This window comes from Chloracidobacterium sp. (assembly GCA_016711345.1).
GTDB lineage: Bacteria > Acidobacteriota > Blastocatellia > Pyrinomonadales > Pyrinomonadaceae > OLB17.
Genome location: JADJTD010000001.1, coordinates 390,883 through 406,624, shown reverse-complemented (window position 1 = coordinate 406,624; position 15,742 = coordinate 390,883). Strand labels below are relative to the sequence as shown.

Sequence of the window (15,742 nt, the reverse complement as noted above, 5' to 3'; positions counted from 1 at the left end):
ACTTTCCATTTTCAGTTTTCCATTATCAAAGCTCAGTAGCTGCGAACTTTTCTATCACAAATGCCTCGATCTCGTCTTCGACTTTGATGTCGTTGAAATTGACGAGGCTGATACCGCATTCGAAACCATTCTTGACCTCGTTCACGTCATCCTTAAATCGTTTGAGCGTGGCGATGTCGCCTTCCCAAACAACGACAGAATCGCGGATCAACCTTGCTTTTGCCTGTCGGCGGAGCAAGCCGTCGATTACGCGGCAACCCGCAATGGTTCCGATCTTCGAGACTTTGAACGTTTCCTGAACGACGGCCTTGCCAAGGATAGTTTCTTTCTCGATGGCGTCGAGCATTCCGATCATCGCGGCCTTGATCTCTTCTTCGACTTTGTAAATGATCGAATGCAACCGAATATCGACGTCTTCGTGTCTTGCAATATCAGCAACCCGTGCTTCGGGGCGAACATTGAATCCGATGATAACGACCGCAGTCGATGCATCGTCAGCCTGTGTAGCCGAAGCTAGCAAAACGTCCGATTCTGCAATCGCACCGACACCCGCACGAATAACGCGAACCTTTACCTTCTCCGTCGACAGTTTTTCTAGCGTTCCCTTGAGAACTTCGACTGAACCTTGCACATCGGCCTTGAGAATGACCAAAAGCTCTTTGATCTCGACCTGTCCGAGCGATTCGATACCGCGTTTTGTGGTCTTGAGCATCGCACTCTGACGTGCGTGCATCTGTCGCTGTCCGGCGATAGTTTGAGCACGTTCGACATCGGATACAACCTGGAACGTATCGCCAGCCTGCGGAACACCTTGTAGGCCGAGAATCTCGACCGGCGTCGCCGGAGCGGCTTCGGTCACTGCCTCGCCGCGATCAGAGAACATTGCACGAACCTTACCTGAAAACTGACCAACAATAAAAGGATCGCCAACACGCAGTGTTCCTTGCTGCACAAGAGCGGTCGCAACGGCTCCGCGGCCCTTGTCCAATTTCGCTTCGAGCACAACACCGGAAGCTCGACGTGTAGGGCTCGCTTTCAATTCAAGAATATCGGCTTGAAGCAGAACGGTGTCGAGCAGCGTCTTGAGATTTTCGTGCTTTTTGGCAGAGACTGCGACCATTTCTGTATCACCGCCCCAATCGACCGGCTGCAGGCCAAGTCCGGCGAGTCCTTGTTTGACCTTATCCGGATTCGCGTCCGGCTTATCTATTTTATTGATCGCGACAATGATCGGAACGCCGGCAGCTTTTGAATGTTCGACTGCTTCGATCGTCTGCGGCATCACGCCGTCATCCGCAGCTACAACCAAAATAACGATGTCGGTCGCTTTCGCACCGCGAGCACGCATCATGGTAAAAGCTTCGTGACCAGGCGTGTCGAGAAACACGACGCGGCGTTCCTCACCGGGAGCATCCGGGTTTGGCACGTTCACACTGTAAGCTCCGATGTGTTGTGTAATTCCACCTGCTTCGCCCTCGGCAACGTTTTCAGAACGAATAGCGTCGAGCAGCGATGTTTTTCCGTGATCGACGTGTCCCATGACAGTGACGACCGGAGCACGGGGAAGTTCAATATCGTCGGCATCGGCGGCGATCAATTCCTCGAATTCCTGCTCGATAACCATTTCCTCGAAAGGAACAAAACTCACAGCATATCCAAAATCAAGGCCCAACTCGGTCGCCATTTTTTCGCCGATAGGTTGATTGAGTGTTGCAAATACGCCTCGTTTGATTAGAAGCTGAACGATGTCACGCGGTGTAATGCCTAGTGCCTCGGCAAATTCGCGAACGGTCGCTCCTTCTGTGAGGCGAGCAGTTTTCTTATTGTCGAGATCGACCGCACCGACCTGATCCATCACGCGTTCTTCGATAGATCGCTTTTGCGGAGCGTCTAGATCGCGTTCTGCCCATTTGCCGCCCTTATCATCTTTGCCTTTCCTGCCGCCAGAACGGCCAGGCCTGCGGCGATTGTCTGCCGGAGGCGTGTAGGTCATCTGAGGTGCGGCAGTTTCGCCCGGCGTTCCGCGAAATTCGGGCCGACGACCGCGATCGTCTCCGCCACGCGGCCTTTCACTTACAAGGCTTCCGGTTTTGGTCGGAGCATCGCTGACAAGCTTGTCACCAGGTTTGATGCCTTGTTTAAGGGCGTCAGGGCTGAGAGTTAACCGCTTGACCGTTGTGCCTGTCGGGCTTGCGGCAGGAGCCTTAACAGCATCAGGCGTGCTTTCAGGCGTTGTTTCTTCTGATGCCTCGGATATGATCTCCTCGGCCTCTACTATCTTGGCCTTAGATTTTGTAAGACGTTTAACGGTCGTCGTCTTTTCCGGTTCTGCCTCAACCTCAATCTCAGCATCAACTTCAACTTCAACCGTTTTGGCTGCCGCTTTCTTAGTAAGCTTTCTGACTTGCGGAGCTACGGCCGTTTCTTCTTCAGGCTCGGCCGGTGCTTGTTCGACAACTGCCGATTTGGATTTTGGCTTAGGCTCGGCGATCTCCTCGACGACAGGAGTCTCGACTTCCTCTGCTGCAGGCTCTTCAATTGCCGCCGACTTTTTGATGACCTTGATGGCACGTTTCGGTGCGGTCTCGGTCTTTGGGAAGTATTTATTGCGAACCTTCTCAGCGATCTCGTGGCTCACAGAATTGGACGCGACGCTGACATCAGCTCCTTCGCGGCGCACATCTTCCATCACGCGCTTTGTGTCTTGTTTGACTTCGCGTGCGAGATCGTAAATTCGGATGCTCTTACCAGTCGGCATATTTAATCAATTCTAACTTTGTCGGGCTGTAGAAAAAGTAAATTATGGCTTTTCTTCAGCATTGTCCGTTTCGGATTCCGGTTCTATGACAGTTTCCGGACCTTCGATTTCTTCCTCAATGTTTGAGGAGGTTTCCTCTGATGAACTTTCGTCCGGAGCTTCATCAGTATTTTCACTTGACCCCTCAACAGCTTCAGTTTCACTGCCCTCTTCGGTCTCTGTGTTCCGAAGCTCAACGATCAGAGCCGCCGCCGAACGGATAGCTTCTGCCTTGTCGAGACTAACATCGAGATAGTCGACGAGGTCGTCAACCGATACCGCAGCAAGGGCTACAACATCGCTGATGCCTTTAGTTGCAAGGATCTCAGCCTGAGACGATGTAACGCCTTCCAGAGCTGTAAGCGGCACCGCTTCGCCGGAGGCCATAAGTTTGCCCATTTGACGGGCAACTTCTTTCTTGACCACTTCCTCGCTGACGATCTTGATCTCCCAGCCGACCAGACGCGTTGCGAGCCTAACATTCTGACCTTTCTTACCGATTGCAAGACTCAATTGATCTTCGCCGACGATGACTTCCATCAAGCGATTGTCGATGTCGGTAATTCGCACCTGCGAAACCTTTGCCGGCGAAAGCGCGTTAGCCGCAAACACCGAAGGCTCGTCCGACCACTCGATAATATCGATCTTTTCACCGCGTAATTCCTTGATGATCGCCTGCACACGCGACCCTTTCATACCGACGCAGGCTCCGACCGGATCGACGTCTTTTTCGTTCGATGTAACGGCGATCTTTGCACGGTCGCCGGGTTCGCGAACGGCGGATTTGATCACGACGGTATCGTCATATATTTCAGGAACTTCCATCTCAAACAGCCGTTTTAACAGCTCCGATGAAGCTCGAGAGCATTTGATCTGCTGTCCCTTTTGCTCACGCGACACGTCAACGATCACAACGCGAATTCGTTCGCCCTGATTCCACATTTCGCCGCGGGACTGTTCGTATTTCGGAATGATCGCTTCGAGATTGTTACCGAGATCGACAATCATATCACCGCGTTCGAAGCGTTTGACCATACCGTTGATTAATTCGCCCTTGCGGTCGATATATTCTTCGTAAACCTTTTCGCGGATCGCTTCGCGGACCTTTTGGACGAGTATTTGCTTTGCGGTTTGGGCTGCGATGCGGCCCATGTCCTCGCGATTGAGAGGGATCAAAAGCATGTCTCCGATCTCGACCTCGTCACCCGCCATTTCCTGGGCATCTACGAGCGAAAGTTCAGTAAGCGGGTCCTCGACATTTTCAACGACAGTTTTTTCCGCCGAAACTTCGAGGTCTTGTTCCTCGGCATTCCACTCGACTTGAACGCTGTCACCAGTCTTAGCCTTAAATTGCTTGCGGGCAGCGGCGCGCACGGCGTCCTTCATTGCCTCGATGACCATATCGCGGTCAAGGCCCTGTTCGGTGCACAATATTTCTATGCTCTGTCCGATGGATGATAATGCTGATGCTGTCATAACTTCTCTACGCTCAATCGTTTATACATAATGTCTGTTGCCGTGTTAACGGCTAAATTCTTTTGCAAGGTCGATCTTCAAATTTGCCTTACTAACGTCGGAATAGCTAAAAGCCGTGCTTCCCTTGGTTCGATCGTCGATGGTGATCGTGTCACCGTCAACCGTTGTAACCGTTCCCACAAACGTCTTTTGACCGTCGATCTCCGTTTTCAATTTAACCTTTGCCATGTGGCCCGTGAACTTAACAAAGTCCTTGAGCGAATACAGTTCGCGTTCAATGCCGGGCGACGAAACCTCGAGTACGTATTTCGACGGGATAATGTCCTCGCTGTCGAGCACATCTTCGACGGCCCGCGAAATAGCCGAACAATCGTCAATTGTCACGCCGCCTTCTTTGTCAATAAATATGCGAACAACCGCATCACGCTTGGTTCCCGCGATCTCGACATTAACAAGTTCAATGCCGGCATCGGACGCCGCTTTTTCGGCGACTTTCCTGACATATTCAGTTATCAAATGCTTGTCCATCTTTCCTCAAGGCAAATAAAAAAGTGGGTGCGAAACCCACTTCTCGTGTTCCAGCCCTTGTAAGCAAAGAACATAGTACCAAAATTAACCAATATTGCAAAGGTAAAGAGTGACAGATCGCACCGTCACCGCGTTTTTGCTCCTAATAGAACTCAGATCGAGCTGACCGAGGCGGGTTAGGTGGTTTCGGAGGGGCCGGCGGAAATTTGGCATATTCTACTATAAAAAATATGTAAGTATCTATTATTCAGTCGTTTACGCCACTTGCGGCGTTGGTAACGGCTAAAAAAGCCATCTTGCGACCCCAAAAAGCCATCGGAGACCCCCTAAAATGCCATCGGAGACACCCAAAAAGCCATCGGAAAAATTTTATATTTAAGACAATTTGAGCTTTAAAAATGTCGTTTTTTGCGATTTCCACTAGTCGACCACCGGCTAGCTCCGTCGATTTCGCCGCCTCGCCCGCAAAACAGCCGCCTCGACAACCACCGCCAGTCACCGCCGGCCACGGAATGTGTTTGCTGCATTTCGCACCTTTTAGGGAAAAAGGAGCGATGCGGCCTTAACTCCGGCTCAATTTACGAATGCGGTGCGTTCATGTCTTACGTCCGCGTAGCGGGTGCTGTCGCCCGCTACTCGGGCTCAAGGCAAGGCCGTGGCGGAGGCGTTTATAGATCTGGAGAGAAAACCGAATGAGCGACGCCGAGGATGCCTGCATTGTCTTCTAGTTTGCTGCGGACTATTTGTACGCGGTCGGCGGGTTCGTTGAAGGCACGGCAGCGGAGTTCGGTGGTTAGCGGTTCAATGAAGGTGTCCCATGCGGTTTCAATCTCCACCGCAGATGACAATCAATTGTTCTCAAGAAATGCTCTGATCCTCGTTTTCAGATTTAGTAGATCGTTTTCGACAACGGCCCAGACGATCTCTGTATCGATGCCAAAATAGTTATGAACGAGGATGTTCCTCATGCCTACAATTTTTTCCCATTCTATTTCGTGTGCAGTAGTTGTTGTATCTGCGGATAACCATCTGACGGCTTCGCCAATGATCTGCAGGTGATGCAAAACCCATGTCTGTATAAGTTCATCTTCATCAAACACCGAGCGACCTTGAGCAGTGTATTTTTCTATGCGTTCGATAGCTTCGAGAATGTCGCGAAGACGCTCTTTATCATCTCTCATATTGATCGAGCGTCGCGTAGTATGCGCTCGCGGATGCGAGGACGCAGGCCGCGTTCCGTAACGACATCTACGGGCCGACCGAGCAGCCGTTGGAGTTCCATCAAAAGCCCGCCCATATCAATTAAGCTTCGTCCTTTTTCAAGATCCACTAAAATATCGAAATCGCTGTTTTCGTCGGCATCTCCTCGAGAAAAAGACCCAAAAACACGAACGTTAAACGCGCCGTGACTCTTAGCTATTTTTAGTATTTCCGTTCGCTTTTCTTGAAGTATTCCAGAGTTCATGTGTTGACTATCAGATCTTAAATGTTACAGCAATAAAAGATTTAAATCTATGTTTTCTCGGTCTTGCTAAACCCTAGCCGAGCAACACCGAGGATGCCTGCGTTGTCGCCGAGGGTGCCTTGGACGATTTGGACGCGGTCGGCGGGTTCGTTGAAGGCTCGGTAGTGCAGTTCAGCAGTGAGAGGATCGATGAAAGCATCCCAGGCAGCCGCAGCGCCGCCGCCGATGACGATCATTTCGGGATTTAATGTGTTTACAAGGCCGCCGAGCGTGATGCCGAGATAGCGTCCCATTTTGTTGAAAACAGCTTGAGCGGTCTCAGCAGAATGCGGAATGCGGAGTTCGGAATGCGGAATGTCCGATCCGGTCGCGAGTTCATAGACGTCGAGTGATGTTGAAACATCGAGGCCGGCTTCGGTTGCCAGCCGCACGATCGCGGTGGCCGAGGCGTATTGTTCGATGCAGCCGTTGCTGCCGCAGCCGCATGGATGGCCGTCGGGTTCGACGCAGATGTGGCCGATCTTTCCGGCTGTGCCGTCGATGCCTCGGAGTGATTTATTATCAATAATAATGCCGCCGCCGACGCCGGTGCCGAGCGTGATCATTATCGAATCGCGAACGTCTTTAGACGCTCCAAGCCAGTTTTCGCCTATAGCAGCAGCCGTCGCGTCGTTTTCGAGAACGACAGGGAAGTTGAATTTGGCAGAAAGATCGGCCTTGAGATTCATTCCTTCGAGAGATGGAAGATTGGGAAGATTTTGAAGCACGCCGTCAGGTGTTATGTTTGCCGGAACTCCAACACCGATGCCGACGATCTGTTGATCGGATGTGAGCGATGCACGACATTCGTCTGCGAGTTCTGACAACGCAGTTAACAAAGTAATTGGATTGTTCGCTTTTTCGGTCTCGGTTTTGGCGTGAGAAAATATCCGTCCGTCATGTCCGACCGTCGCCATTCGCAAATTCGTTCCGCCGAGGTCGACGGCTAAAACAACTTCATTGGTCATTTAGTAAATGGGATTTAGCAATATAACTGTTAAATGCCAGCTATCGTTGCCAGCTCAACTCTTATCATTTCTTCGGCCTATCAGCCTCGGGAACATTTTTATATACGTCTTCAAATTTTGCGTAACCATCCTTTATTACTGTATCCATAAGATTTGATTTATCGACGGTCATTACTTCGAGTAGGATAGCCTGAATTTCTTTTCCGATAGCATCGTTCATAAAGGGCTTTGTATCGAGCTTTTCTTTTTTTGCAAGCTTGACTGCAGCATCGACGGCGGCATTTGCAAGCGGAATGATCGGTTTGTAGACCGTCATTGTTTGCCGTCCTTGAGCAATATTTTGCAGGGCTTCGAGTCCTGCGTCCTGTCCTGTGACAAGAATCTTGCCCGCAAGGCCGCGTTTTTCCAGCGCCGAGATCACGCCGCCTGCCATGCCGTCGTTGGAGACTACGAATGCCTGAATGTTGTCTTTGTTTTGCGTTAGGGCGTTTTCAGCGAAATTCAGTGCGAGTTCAGGTTTCCAGTCGGGCGTGAAATCTTGAGCGACTATTGTTATGTCTTTGTTATCGAGAGCAGCCTGAAGAACGGCAAGCTGTTCCTTCTTCATAATAACAGCGTTGTTGTCGGTCGAGGCTCCGTAAACCATCACATAATTGCCCTTCGGTATCTTTTGAAGAGCATACTCGGCGATCTTTCTGCCGATAACCGGTACCTGATGCGAAACATAAACGTCGATCTTGTCTGAATTGATCAGCCGGTCATAGCTGATGACGGGGACGCCCTGAGCTTTTGCTTTATCTACCATCGAAGCTGCTTGAGTAGCGTCGTGTGGTGCAATTACAAGCACATCTATACCTTTTGTTAAAAGGTTATCGACATCGTTCGCTTGTTTGTCTGCTTTATTGTCAGCGACGGTTATCTGGCAATCGACATCCAGTTTTTTGCACTGTGCCTCAAATGCGTTCTTGTCGCGCTGCCACCTTTCTTCTTTTAAGGTGTCCATCGCAAAACCTATCCTGATCTTTTTTTCTTTAGGGGAGCTTGAACAGGCCGTGCCAATAGTCAAAATAAAGAGCGCAAGTAATAAAAAAGCTTTCATATCTATCTTTCCTCTCCCAAAAAACGAATAGAACTGGACCGATTAGAAAAAAAATCTACCGCGGAGCAAGAGTCCTACTCGAAAGTCGCCAATTAACTAGGCTATGTTAAATCAAACAGGTCGTTTTTTTGAAATCCACATTTGAAATGCGGCTTAACTGTGTTATAAATATTTATCAAACCTCAGGTTAGACATTTGTAGACCCGAAGTTCGTTATTTTGTTATTTTACGCGGCTTGGGTGCGGTTTTATTGACATCGCCCGGTAATTCGTGTAAAAACATTGTAGGTTGTTTTTTTTGAAATTATTAGTTTTGAAACGATACAAGAGGAGAACTATGAATAGCAAATCGTTGTTTCATAAGGCACTTACGATGTGCCTGACGGTCATTTTACTCGCGACATTCTCGATGGTGGCACTAGGCGGAGCAAGACGGGCATCCGGTGAGATAGTGGTTACGGGAACGAGCGAAACTTCTGTAGTTACAGTTAACGGCGAAGCTGTTAAAAGCGGCCGCACGATTTTTTCATCCAGCACGATCTCGACGCCCGAAGGCGCCGGAGCGATCATTAACCTAGGCCAGACCGGACGCGTTCAGCTTGGCTCAGACACCACATTTACTTTATCTTTCGATAATGATGGCATTAGCGGTGACCTCGCATCTGGAAGCATTTCGGTTCTCAATGCTGCGAAGAGTGTTAGCGTTAAAACCGTAAACGGTGAAGTTGTAACGCTCAATGCGGGTGAGACGGCAACTGCGGGTTCAGCAACAGCGTCAAACAATTCGGCAGCGGGAACATCCAGCAACAACTGGTGGGTTTATGCTCTGATCTTTGGCGGAGCGGTTACGGGTATTGTTCTGGCAACGTCACAGACCAACGAGAACAAGTTTGGTACGGGTGTGACTGTTAGCCCCGTGAACTAATTAGTTTTATACTTTCTTGCAAACGGAATTGCCGAAAGGCATAGCCGCAAGGTAATGTTTTTATATAGGATTCGATTCAGGAGGAGATTAAGTCACATGCTGGGCAAAAATAAATTTCATAAGTTTGTTACATTAACTACGGCCGCTGCGGTCTGGTGCGTATATTCAATGGTCGCATTTGCGTTACCAGTCGATCAAACAGGGGAGATCACAGTTACCGGTCAGGTGACCGTGAACGGACAGCCTGCCGTTTCTAGTTCAACCATACTTTCCGGCGCGGTGATCGCTGCCGGCGCTGGTTCAAGTGCAGTTGTCAGCCTCGGAAAACTCGGCCGCGTTGAAGTGCTTGCCGATTCGAATGTGACACTGATATTCTCCGCAGGCAGCATCGTCGCAACCTTGGCCGAGGGCCAGACTCGCGTGTCAACGTCAGCAGGCGTTGCCGCGACTGTTACTACGAGAGATGCAACGGTTATAGCGGATTCGTCACAAGCTGATAACTTCCTCGTTCATGTTGAGTGTTCACACACTCACGTTGATACGACAACGGGACTTGTCACCATGAAGATCGGTTCTACAGACAAACAGGTAGTTGCAGGAACGTCTGCTGTTGCGGGTAATCTCGTACAGAAAGGCTGTGCTCCGTGTCTGCGTCCTAATTCAGTTCCAGGTCCGGCGATAGCGGGCTTGCCTTGGCTGCTTCTTTTAGCGGCTGGCGGTGCAGGTGTTGCAATTTTCTTGGCTACTCAGGAAGATGATACCGATGGCAGCGGTGGTCCTGTTATCAGTACCAACTCCTAATTTGATATTTTCTCTTGTACCGAAATGCGGGTCATGTTTTATATATGGCCCGCATAATTTTGTTTATACTTGTGAATTCTGGAACAAGATCGATATTACTGTTATTTTTATAAGTTATGAATATAGCTGTTATTGGAACCGGATATGTAGGTTTAGTTACTGGGGCATGTTTTGCAGAGTTTGGCGTTGACGTCACCTGTGTTGATGTTGATATTGCTAAGGTCGAAAAGCTGAATAAGGGCGTAATTCCCATCTATGAGCCTGGATTGGATGCCATAGTTGAGAAGAATGTTGAGGCTGGCCGCCTTCACTTTACGACTGACATTAAAAGCGCGGTTGAAAAAGCTCTGGTAGTCTTCCTTGCTGTTGGCACTCCGCCGCAAGAAGATGGAACGCCCGACATGAGCTATTATCGTCAGGCGGCAAAGGATGTCGCCAATGCGATGAACGGTTACAAGGTATTGGTCACAAAATCGACCGTTCCTGTCGGGACCGGAAAATGGCTAAAAGAGTTTGTCGGCGAAAATGTGGCTACTCCGACTGAATTCGGCGTGGCTTCCAATCCGGAATTTCTCCGTGAAGGTGCTGCGATCACCGATTTTATGCGCCCCGACCGCGTCGTCATAGGCAGCAACGAGCCTAGAGCCATCGAGGTGATGAAGGATCTCTACAGGCCGCTCTACCTTATCGAAACTCCGATCATCATTACCTCGCTCGAAGCTGCGGAACTTATCAAATACGCCGCAAACGCGTTTCTCGCGACAAAGATCACGTTTATTAATGAGGTCGCCAATCTGTGCGATGCGATCGGTTGCGATGTTCACGATGTCGCCCGCGGCATGGGAATGGACAATCGAATTGGCCGCAAGTTTTTGCATCCAGGACCAGGTTATGGCGGTTCATGTTTTCCAAAAGATACTCGAGCATTGACGACCGTTGCAGATCAATTTGGGGTCGAAACCTTGATCGTCGATGCTGTTATCGAAGCGAACGAGCGACAGCGCGACGCAATGATCCCTAAGATCGAGAAAATGGCAGGCGGGCTGACCGGCAAGCAGATCGGCGTTCTCGGCCTCTCGTTCAAGCCGGAAACCGACGACATGCGCGAATCGCCCGCGACCGACATTATTAAGGAATTAATAAAACGTGGTGCCTCTGTAAAGGCATATGATCCGGTCGCTATGGCCGAGGCGAAACACGTCCTGCCCGATATCGAGTATGCAGTTGATGAATACGATGCGATCACCGGAGCGGATATGATGGTCATCATCACAGAATGGAACCAGTTCAGAGCGCTCGATATGGAAAGGGTGAAGAAACTTTTAAAGGCACCAAAGATTGCCGATCTTCGCAACGTATATGAACCCGACGATATGCGCGAGCTTGGTTTTGAGTACGTTGGGGTAGGTCGTTAAGAATTGATAGGAATGGCGTTTACCAGCAAAGTACTAGTCACTGGTGGTGCAGGATTTATCGGATCAAATCTTGCCGCGGAATTGATCCGGCAGGGTGCCCGCGTTTCGATCATCGATGACCTGACGACTGGATTTCGTGAAAACCTGGAAGACATTAAAGGCGATTTTGATTTTATCGAAGGCGATATTAACGATGAAGACGCTCTGAGCAAAGCTATTGATGGTGCCGAGATCGTCTTTCACGAGGCGGCTCTTCCCAGCGTGCCGCGTTCGGTCGAAGATCCTGCTGAGACACATCGTGTGTGCGTTGACGGAACATTCAATCTTCTCAACAAAGCAAGGAACGTTGGAGTCAAAAGATTCATTTATGCCGCTTCGAGTTCGGCTTACGGTGATCAGCCTATATTGCCAAAGGTCGAAACGATGCTTCCTGACCCGCTTTCACCTTATGCCGCGGCAAAATTGACCGGCGAATATTATTGCCGCGTTTTCAATAATGTTTACGGCCTTGAAACTATCTCGCTCAGATATTTTAATGTGTTCGGTCCGAAGCAAAACCCTGCCTCGATGTATTCCGGTGTGATCTCACGTTTCATCGACGCTCTACTGGCTGGAAAAATGCCGGTAATTTATGGTGACGGCGAACAGTCTCGCGATTTTACGTATATTGCCAATGTCGTGAATGCAAACATCAAAGCCGCTCAAACGAAAGTAGGTATTGGTGAGACGATCAATGTCGCGAACGGCGAACGGATCACGCTTAATGAACTTTTGACCATCCTAAGAACAATCACGAACACCACAGACTCAGTTGCCGATTATCAACCGCCACGGAACGGTGATGTCAAACACTCGCAGGCCGACAACCGGCGTGCGATCGAGTGTCTCGACTATTCGGTACTGGTTGGGCTGGAAGAGGGTTTGAGAGAAACGATCAACTGGTGGAAATCGAGTCGCTTTGCACAAGCCCGAACGTAAGTAAGGGCGGAACACTCAACTTGAATGTGTAGCCCTCACTTATGTGCGGGCTTGTGTATTCCAACACCGCAACTCACTTAGAGATTGCGAAGACACTGTCTTCGATCTGCGAATTTACCAAAATATCCTTTGTCTTAAAGTTTGCGTAAGCCGTGATTTGGCCAAGATCGAACCTCTGCGAATATCTTTTGGGAACGATCACACCTTCGACCGTTTGAAATTCATCGATCTCGACCGATGTAGTCGCAGTGCGGCCGTCCACATCGTATGCTGATTCGTAACCCTTGATCTGTCGCGTCTTTTCATCGACAAAAAAATCAGTATAAAAACCTTCAGCTGTAGTAATGCGAAAACCCTTCTTATTCTTTGTAGCTTCCGGAAGCGATGCAACAACGTAACCTGTCTGGCCGACTCTCATGAGAAGCGGAAATCCGAGGCTAGTCATCGGCGGTAATTGGTAGCCGCTGGACGATGTGTCTTTTCCGTCCGAGATCTGTTTTAGCGGTTGAATGGGATTATTTAATTCAAACACATATTTGTCGCCTGAGATCGCTAGCATAAATGTTGCCGGTATCGTCATCATGCTGGATCCGCCGTTAACCTCGACTGACCCGCGAAGTAGAAGCGACTTCAGATTCTTAAGTTTGTCGCCCCCGTGCGCTACAACCGCCGCCTTTGCAAGTTCGAGAGGGGTGCTCTCGACGGCTGTGACCGTTTTTTCGGGGACAGCCTTCGCAGCCGGACCTTTTTGGGCGAACGAATTGATAGACAACAGCAAAATAAGCAGAGCGAATACGGAAAATATTTTCATAACTTCACACCTTAGACTAAGCAGTTTACCAGATAGTTGCCTGACGGGTAATCAAATCTCTGTCAGATCATGGCCGGTTAACAGTTTGTATGCTTGCAGGTATCTCTGTGAAGTCGCTGCGACGACTTCGTTTGGCAGATGCGGTGCAGGCGGCGTTTTGTCCCAATCCAATGTTTCAAGATATTCTCGAACGAACTGTTTGTCGAACGAGGGTTGGGCGTGGCCCGGTTCGTATGTTTTAGCCGCCCAAAAACGTGAAGAATCCGGCGTCAAAACCTCATCGATAAGCATGACATTGCCATCGCGGTCGCGGCCAAACTCGAATTTTGTATCCGCAATAATGATTCCTGTTTGTGATGCAAACATTGAGGCAGCGGTATAGATCTCAAGAGACAGATCGCGCAGCCGACGCCCTGTTTCCGGTCCGACAATGTCACAAAAAAAGTTGAAATCGATGTTCTCATCGTGACCGGTCGCGGCCTTGGTCGCGGGCGTGAAGATCGGTTCGGGCAGCATTTCGCATTGCTGTAGGCCGGGTGGAAGTTCATGCCCGCAAACCGAGCCCGTCGCAAGGTAATCCTTCCACGCGGAGCCTTCCAGAAAACCTCGAACGACACATTCTACCGGAAATACCTGTGTACGCCGGGCAAGCGTTGAGCGGCCTCTTAATTCTTCATGTCCATCGGGGATTTCGGTGATCTCGTCAAAATTGGCTGAGATCAGGTGATTTTTTACGATCGACTGCAGTCGATCAAACCAAAAAGCAGAGATCTGGGTAAGAACTACCCCTTTTTGGGGAATAAGAGTTGGCAGTATGCAGTCGAAAGCCGAAATACGGTCGGAAGTGACTAACAATAGCCTGTCTTCGTCGATCTCATAGACATCGCGTACTTTGCCGCGATGCAATAGGTGAAGGCCCGGAATCTCGGACTCAAAAATGGTATTTACTCCTGTCATGATCGGTATATGCAAAACCAGCCTTACGACAACTTTATTACGCGGATCGTGATTGGTAAAGGTTGGCTCTCTCGAATTTTTCTGGATTTGTCAGTGAGTTAAATATTTATGAACAATGTTGATAAATGTGATGACAAGCCCGACAAAACAGTGCATAATAGTATTTGTTGTTCCGAATGAACCAGAGCAACTCCAAGTCTTTCCGCGAAGTACCATCCACTCATCGAACACGGATTGTTCCGCAAATCGATCTGATGAAACGCAATCCTAATAGAAGTAGCCGCATCGCCGGTGGGATCATCTCCGTAGCATTCTTTGTGACGGATATTATCGCGCAAACGAAACTCCCGGTTGATACGCAGCCGGCAGATTCATCCGCAGGCATTTGGCCATATGTAATTATCCTGATCGTCCTTGGGGCATTAGGAACCGTCTATTATTTTTGGAAGCAAAGTAAACAAAGCATTGAGCGATCTGAAGTCATTTCGGGCAATACCTCCAATGATTACTACAGCAACGAGTATCATTCAACAGATGTCGATGCGGACAAAGAGCTTGAATGGCTGAGGAAGACGAAGAGGTCAACTCCAAAAACGCAAAACATAACATTCGGATTAAAAAAAGCTGAAACGAATTTTCCCCTATCTGCCACGGTGAGCCCGCGAGTAAAGGATTCTCCTGCCGAAACAAAGGCGTTTCAGGAAAAGATGAGGATGCTGCAATACGCCCAGCTTCCTATCAATTCATTCGGCGACCTGATGCCGCCAAAATCTTTCGAGCCACTTCAGATATCTAATGCAAAAGCTCTTCTAGATGCGATAGAACAGACCAATCCCGACGTCGAAGACGATGAATCGGTTCGCGACGTTTCAATAAAAGTGCTCGCGGCATTCAGGACATGGAATTCAGTTGACGCTTTGTCGCAGATGGCACTCTACGATCTATCTGCCAGTTTGCGTGCGAAAGCCGTCACGGTACTAGCTGACTTCGACCATGAATCCGTTTTCGAAGCGATCCTGTTATGCTGCGCCGACCCAACACGCGAAGTGCGCGCGGCGGCGGCACGAGCTCTTTTCCGTTTGAATTTCGATAGGTCAGGTGCATGGAAGCGAATTATTGAAACGAGAGACGAATTCCGAATGCGTCAGGCGGTACGAGCGGCGGTTGAGTCGGGAATTGCCTCAAAATCGTTTGAGCGCCTTGTTCATGAGGATCTAAAAGTTGCCTACGAGGCTTTTACGCTGGTTGCCCTTATGATTCGAGCGGGGGAATACAACGAGATATTCGACGCGATCAGCAGTCATAAAGACGAACGGGTGAAATATGCTTTGCTTCATGTGTTAAAAGCTATCAAGGACGAAAGATCGCTGACCGGGCTCAATGATCTGATCCGTGACGGCTCTTGCTCTAAGACGGTGTTAGACAAGGCTAACGACGTCATAAAGAGCCTCAAAGTCACCGCTAAGAGTGCAGTTTGATCCTAT

15 protein-coding genes are annotated in these 15,742 nt (G+C 49.4%); 5 read left to right on the top strand and 10 right to left on the bottom strand.

The window, feature by feature from the left end:
* Positions 1–25: 25 nt before the first annotated feature.
* The 8 genes from infB to IPL32_01625 all read right to left on the bottom strand — a co-directional run bounded on the left by infB (position 26) and on the right by IPL32_01625 (position 8,372).
* The gene (gene infB / locus IPL32_01660; protein ID MBK8464514.1) at positions 26–2,758 is read right to left on the bottom strand and encodes a translation initiation factor IF-2; all 2,733 of its coding nucleotides are present in this window, start codon (positions 2,756–2,758) and stop codon (positions 26–28) included.
* A gap of 42 nt (positions 2,759–2,800) precedes the next feature.
* A complete protein-coding gene (gene nusA / locus IPL32_01655) occupies positions 2,801–4,273 on the bottom strand; it encodes a transcription termination/antitermination protein NusA (protein ID MBK8464513.1) in 1,473 nt (490 codons plus the stop codon).
* 45 nt (positions 4,274–4,318) lie between these two features.
* Entirely contained in the window at positions 4,319–4,801 is a 483-nt protein-coding gene (locus IPL32_01650; protein ID MBK8464512.1) for a ribosome maturation factor RimP, read from the bottom strand.
* Positions 4,802–5,469: 668 nt separating this feature from the next.
* Positions 5,470–5,637 carry a hypothetical protein gene (locus IPL32_01645; GenBank protein MBK8464511.1) on the bottom strand — a complete coding sequence of 56 codons (168 nt, stop codon included), beginning with the start codon at positions 5,635–5,637 and terminating at the stop codon, positions 5,470–5,472.
* Positions 5,638–5,649: 12 nt separating this feature from the next.
* The gene (locus IPL32_01640; protein MBK8464510.1) at positions 5,650–5,982 is read right to left on the bottom strand and encodes a DUF86 domain-containing protein; all 333 of its coding nucleotides are present in this window, start codon (positions 5,980–5,982) and stop codon (positions 5,650–5,652) included.
* On the bottom strand, positions 5,979–6,266 hold the full coding sequence (locus IPL32_01635) for a nucleotidyltransferase family protein (GenBank protein MBK8464509.1): 288 nt from the start codon (positions 6,264–6,266) through the stop codon (positions 5,979–5,981). The genes IPL32_01640 and IPL32_01635 overlap by 4 nt, the downstream gene beginning before the upstream one ends.
* 47 nt (positions 6,267–6,313) lie before the next feature.
* Positions 6,314–7,273, bottom strand: coding sequence for an ROK family protein (locus IPL32_01630; protein ID MBK8464508.1), 960 nt, complete (start codon positions 7,271–7,273; stop codon positions 6,314–6,316).
* Between the two features lie 64 nt (positions 7,274–7,337).
* Entirely contained in the window at positions 7,338–8,372 is a 1,035-nt protein-coding gene (locus IPL32_01625; protein ID MBK8464507.1) for a substrate-binding domain-containing protein, read from the bottom strand.
* 336 nt (positions 8,373–8,708) lie between these two features.
* On the opposite strand from IPL32_01625, the gene IPL32_01620 reads away from it, so the two are divergent.
* The 4 genes from IPL32_01620 to IPL32_01605 all read left to right on the top strand — a co-directional run bounded on the left by IPL32_01620 (position 8,709) and on the right by IPL32_01605 (position 12,490).
* Positions 8,709–9,296: a hypothetical protein gene (locus IPL32_01620; GenBank protein MBK8464506.1), complete on the top strand. Its 588-nt coding sequence runs from the start codon at positions 8,709–8,711 to the stop codon at positions 9,294–9,296.
* 96 nt (positions 9,297–9,392) lie between these two features.
* Positions 9,393–10,097 (top strand): hypothetical protein, encoded by a 705-nt coding sequence (locus tag IPL32_01615; protein ID MBK8464505.1) that lies wholly within the window; start codon positions 9,393–9,395, stop codon positions 10,095–10,097.
* Positions 10,098–10,213: 116 nt separating this feature from the next.
* Positions 10,214–11,512, top strand: a complete 1,299-nt coding sequence (locus IPL32_01610; protein ID MBK8464504.1) for a UDP-glucose/GDP-mannose dehydrogenase family protein — start codon at positions 10,214–10,216, stop codon at positions 11,510–11,512.
* Between the two features lie 12 nt (positions 11,513–11,524).
* A complete protein-coding gene (locus tag IPL32_01605) occupies positions 11,525–12,490 on the top strand; it encodes an SDR family oxidoreductase (protein ID MBK8464503.1) in 966 nt (321 codons plus the stop codon).
* 73 nt (positions 12,491–12,563) lie between these two features.
* On the opposite strand, the gene IPL32_01600 is transcribed toward IPL32_01605, so the two are convergent.
* Positions 12,564–13,301, bottom strand: a complete 738-nt coding sequence (locus IPL32_01600) for a hypothetical protein (GenBank protein ID MBK8464502.1) — start codon at positions 13,299–13,301, stop codon at positions 12,564–12,566.
* Positions 13,302–13,352: 51 nt separating this feature from the next.
* The gene (locus tag IPL32_01595; protein ID MBK8464501.1) at positions 13,353–14,258 is read right to left on the bottom strand and encodes a phosphoribosylaminoimidazolesuccinocarboxamide synthase; all 906 of its coding nucleotides are present in this window, start codon (positions 14,256–14,258) and stop codon (positions 13,353–13,355) included.
* Between the two features lie 254 nt (positions 14,259–14,512).
* Here IPL32_01595 and IPL32_01590 point away from each other — a divergent pair, with 254 nt between their 5' ends.
* Positions 14,513–15,736: a hypothetical protein gene (locus IPL32_01590; GenBank protein ID MBK8464500.1), complete on the top strand. Its 1,224-nt coding sequence runs from the start codon at positions 14,513–14,515 to the stop codon at positions 15,734–15,736.
* The last annotated feature ends 6 nt before the right edge of the window (positions 15,737–15,742 follow it).

Excerpts from the sequence above, each read along its gene's own strand:
- infB (MBK8464514.1), bottom strand. The coding sequence starts at position 2,758 with ATGCCGACTGGTAAGAGCATCCGAATTTACGATCTCGCACGCGAAGTC.
- nusA (MBK8464513.1), bottom strand. The coding sequence starts at position 4,273 with ATGACAGCATCAGCATTATCATCCATCGGACAGAGCATAGAAATATTG.
- IPL32_01650 (MBK8464512.1), bottom strand. The coding sequence starts at position 4,801 with ATGGACAAGCATTTGATAACTGAATATGTCAGGAAAGTCGCCGAAAAA.
- IPL32_01640 (MBK8464510.1), bottom strand. The coding sequence starts at position 5,982 with ATGAGAGATGATAAAGAGCGTCTTCGCGACATTCTCGAAGCTATCGAA.
- IPL32_01635 (MBK8464509.1), bottom strand. The coding sequence starts at position 6,266 with ATGAACTCTGGAATACTTCAAGAAAAGCGAACGGAAATACTAAAAATA.
- IPL32_01630 (MBK8464508.1), bottom strand. The coding sequence starts at position 7,273 with ATGACCAATGAAGTTGTTTTAGCCGTCGACCTCGGCGGAACGAATTTG.
- IPL32_01625 (MBK8464507.1), bottom strand. The coding sequence starts at position 8,372 with ATGAAAGCTTTTTTATTACTTGCGCTCTTTATTTTGACTATTGGCACG.
- IPL32_01620 (MBK8464506.1), top strand. The coding sequence starts at position 8,709 with ATGAATAGCAAATCGTTGTTTCATAAGGCACTTACGATGTGCCTGACG.
- IPL32_01615 (MBK8464505.1), top strand. The coding sequence starts at position 9,393 with ATGCTGGGCAAAAATAAATTTCATAAGTTTGTTACATTAACTACGGCC.
- IPL32_01610 (MBK8464504.1), top strand. The coding sequence starts at position 10,214 with ATGAATATAGCTGTTATTGGAACCGGATATGTAGGTTTAGTTACTGGG.
- IPL32_01605 (MBK8464503.1), top strand. The coding sequence starts at position 11,525 with ATGGCGTTTACCAGCAAAGTACTAGTCACTGGTGGTGCAGGATTTATC.
- IPL32_01600 (MBK8464502.1), bottom strand. The coding sequence starts at position 13,301 with ATGAAAATATTTTCCGTATTCGCTCTGCTTATTTTGCTGTTGTCTATC.
- IPL32_01595 (MBK8464501.1), bottom strand. The coding sequence starts at position 14,258 with ATGACAGGAGTAAATACCATTTTTGAGTCCGAGATTCCGGGCCTTCAC.
- IPL32_01590 (MBK8464500.1), top strand. The coding sequence starts at position 14,513 with ATGAAACGCAATCCTAATAGAAGTAGCCGCATCGCCGGTGGGATCATC.